This is a genomic window from Facilibium subflavum (assembly GCF_003574485.1).
GTDB classification, from domain to species: domain Bacteria; phylum Pseudomonadota; class Gammaproteobacteria; order Francisellales; family Francisellaceae; genus Facilibium; species Facilibium subflavum.
Genome location: NZ_QLIT01000273.1, coordinates 1 through 3,675, shown reverse-complemented (window position 1 = coordinate 3,675; position 3,675 = coordinate 1). Strand labels below are relative to the sequence as shown.

The 3,675-nt window shown below is 34.4% G+C and carries 4 protein-coding genes; 3 read left to right on the top strand and 1 reads right to left on the bottom strand.

Annotation, left to right across the window (positions count from 1 at the left end):
• On the top strand, positions 1–459 hold a 459-nt coding region (locus DNK84_RS13195; RefSeq protein WP_208123339.1), incomplete at its 5' end, for a reverse transcriptase domain-containing protein.
• A gap of 300 nt (positions 460–759) precedes the next feature.
• Positions 760–1,548, top strand: coding sequence for a hypothetical protein (locus DNK84_RS13190; RefSeq protein ID WP_119344937.1), 789 nt, complete (start codon positions 760–762; stop codon positions 1,546–1,548).
• A gap of 286 nt (positions 1,549–1,834) precedes the next feature.
• Here DNK84_RS13190 and DNK84_RS13180 read toward each other — a convergent pair whose 3' ends face one another.
• Positions 1,835–2,161: a response regulator gene (locus DNK84_RS13180; protein WP_119344935.1), complete on the bottom strand. Its 327-nt coding sequence runs from the start codon at positions 2,159–2,161 to the stop codon at positions 1,835–1,837.
• Positions 2,162–2,226: 65 nt separating this feature from the next.
• On the opposite strand from DNK84_RS13180, the gene DNK84_RS13175 reads away from it, so the two are divergent.
• Positions 2,227–3,534 carry a sensor histidine kinase gene (locus DNK84_RS13175; protein ID WP_119344934.1) on the top strand — a complete coding sequence of 436 codons (1,308 nt, stop codon included), beginning with the start codon at positions 2,227–2,229 and terminating at the stop codon, positions 3,532–3,534.
• Positions 3,535–3,675: the final 141 nt, after the last annotated feature.

Here is a 3,675-nt window from a genome sequence, read left to right as displayed (position 1 = left end):
GTAGATATTGTTAACGGTGAGTATTTTTTAGTTGAAGGTGCTGGCATTCCGAAAGGATGTTCATTATCACCGCTGATGGGTGCAATTGATGAAGCAGCTAAAAAAGCAGGTGTCAAATACATAAGGTTTAGGGATGACTTGCTTTTTATTAGCGATAAACGCTGGAAACTAAAAAGACTCATTAAAAAAGTTCATGGTCTGTTAATTCAACTAAAGCAAAGCATTAGTTGGGAAAAGACATGGATCGGCAGAGCGAAAGATGGCTTTGATTGGTTAGGATTTCATATAAAAGTGGAATCGATAACTGTTGCCATGAAAACCATACTGAATCATTTAAACAAAATCGCTCGGCTTTATGAGCAAGGTGCTTCTTTGGGAAGGATTGAGCGGTATCGTGGGTGTTGGTTGAGGTGGTTGAGTGTGATGAAATTCTTTAATGGGACTAATAATAAAGTTTAAGACGCCGAGGCGAATATTTAAAACGTTCCTGACTTTATGAAGTATAATAATAGACTTTTGAGGGTATGGCTTAAAGAGCTGCTATAATACATTTTCATGGATACATAAATAATATCATCATCCATGTATCGATGGGTCAAATAGCTTTTCACGGAGTCCTGAGATCTAATATAGATTGATCTGATGCACAGGAAAATCACTGTTGCGTAAAACAATCATGTATATCAATGAAAATTATGAAGAGAACGCTTAACCAAAACAAGTGATAAACAAAAACAATTTAATAACAAGGAGAAATACGTGGAAACAAACAAAAATTTGTACAGAGCAGCGGTTAATAATGTAGGAAATATCTATAGTTTAAAAGAAGCGACCGGTATTATAGGATCATATGTGCAAAACCAAAAAGTGAAAGAAACGAATAACGTATACAAAAACAAATTCTCAATGGAAATAAGTAACGAATCCAGGTCCATAGATCCAAACGTGGTTACGAAACGCATTCTAGGTAACTCAATCCTAAAATACGGGAATTGCGATGAAAAATCAGAATGCTGTGGGCTACTTCTTATGGAATACTTAAAGATAGCTAAACTAAATGGTTACATCGGTCTTTACGAACTAGATGGCGGTGATCACGTGATTTGTCTGGCGAGTACCAAAAACCTCGAACAACAATACAAATTCAATGAAAAACAGAAAAATAAAACGCAATATAAACAAACTGGGTTCTTCGATGGCTCATTCAATAAAAAATATGAATGGATAGATATTTGTGTTATGGACCCATGGCAAGAATTACACCAAGATCAAAGCCCAATAAACCTCATAACAATGTTCTATGAATTTGATAAAGGCAAAATGAACTCAGGAATCAAAGATTACGAAGGAGCGAACGTGAGAAAATATGACCTAAAGATATATAGAGATCTATACGGCGGGAATACTATAAATAACAATACTAAGTTGATTCTATATACATCGCTTGTAAATTGCGGCTTAATTAAGAAAGTGAGTGACATGGACCTTAATAAAATAAAAGCGAAGTCATATTACCAATATTACATGAAAAAAGCTGATAAAAAGTGACTTTCCGGCAAGCCTGTAATGGGTAAAATTTTTTTGATTTTTCCTTATATTTTCCCACAAAATCGGTTATTGATATAAATAAACGTGATTTCCGCTTTATTTTATGATGGCAAAGAAAAAGCAAAATTCAAAGCAAGCACGTCCGAAGCAAATTAAATTATCACCTGAAGAAATTCAGCAAGCACTTGCTAAAATATCGACATGTGATCTTGACGATGACAGGAAGTGTATTTATATTATGTTTTTAGTGAAAATAAATATGCTACATCCCTTACTAAACAAGGATTTATAAATTTTGAGAATCATAAAAAATATAAAATAAATACACTTCCATGATCCGATCAACATCTTCAGCAACGCTGGTCAACATAATAATTGGTACCTGATTATCGTCGTATCGAATTCGTCGACATGTCTCCAGACCATCTAATTGAGGCATCATAATATCCAGGACAATCAGATCACAGCGAAATTTATGCTCTGATATCGCTTCCACTAGCAACAGTCCATTTTCAAAAAAGCTGATCTGAAACCCTTGATTTGACAGGTACTCTCCGAGCATCTGTCGTATTTCAGTATCATCATCAACAATAGCGATATGTTTTTTAATCATAATTATCACTTAATGCTTGGCAATTATTATTCACTGTTATACGCTTACAACTTAAATAGTGTTAAATGGCAATATGTGCTGTCTTGTTATACCATCAATTTAAAGCGATTGTACAGAATAACTTGGTAAAAACAATGCTCTATGGTGTTGGTGGTATTTTTGTGTTACAGCTTATTTTTTTATCCTTAACCCTGTCTAAAGAAGGTTTTATTAATACTCGTCATCAGGATGAATTTGTTCAAAATTCAACCGTCGCTTTATTTCAACTGTTAACGACCTCAAACTTGACTGAGAAACGTTTGATCGAAACAGTTAAACATATTAATAACAGTTCACTATTAGTTTCAACCTATCAGGTACAACTGTCTTTAGATAAGATGCCACGCTATGCGGCACATCACGCATTATTTAATAACCTGTCTGAGCTGCAGACAGATCTTAAAAACCATTATTATGGATTTTGCGTCAGCTACCCTATTCAATCATACTGGCTTAATTACTGTGCTTTTCCGGAACACCAGATTAGTTATATTGTGCAGCTATTATCTCTGATTAATATTGCTATTTTTATATTTTTCTTGTTGTATATCAATGTCATGACTAAAGTTATTTTCCCTATAAAAAAATTTCAAAACCATGCGAAGCTTGCCGGACAAAACCTCAGCTATAATCCATTGTACACAAATAGCTTAAACATAATGAATCAGACTGCATCCAGTTTAAATTTCATGCAAACAAGAATGCTGCAGGCGCTACACGATAAAACAAAAATACTTGGGTTTATTTCTCATGACCTTCGAACGCCGCTTACGCGCATTAAAATGCGCCTTGAACTTAATAAAGCTGACAGCCCTAAAAATCTTGCCGATATTGATGAGATGCAGAAGATGATAAATGGGATTCTGCATTACGCAAGTGAAGATCGCTTAATGAAAGAAGCCAAAATAAATACTAATATCATCACGTTGCTTACAAATATAACGATAGAATACCAGGAAATCAATAAAGTAATTCGCTATCATTTTCCCGACAAAGCTATCTTCCTTTTTATCAGGCCTTTAAATTTCAAGCGCGCCATAGTCAATATTTTAGACAATGCTTTTAAATATGGAAACTGTGTTTTTTTAACCTGCGAAAGGAGCAATAATTATATTTTTATAAAAGTCACAGACAATGGTCCAGGCGTTAAAGAATTGAGCATTGATAAACTTTGTCAGCCTTTTTTTCAACAAGATAAATCACGTCCAGGTAGTGGTCTTGGGCTTACCATTACCCATGAAATTATACAAGATCTACATGGAAAATTATCTTTTTATAATCAGCAACAAGGGGGCTTGTGTGTCGAAATTAATATACCTGAAAAATACAGATAGTGTATTGCTGATCAGTATTATCTGGCTGCACACTTTCACCTTCTATTTGTTTATTTATATTTTTTGGGCGCATTCGGAATTTGTGGGTATTTAGGCTGCTGCTTGCAATCCTCCTTCATAGGACATTTCTTCAATGTTTCC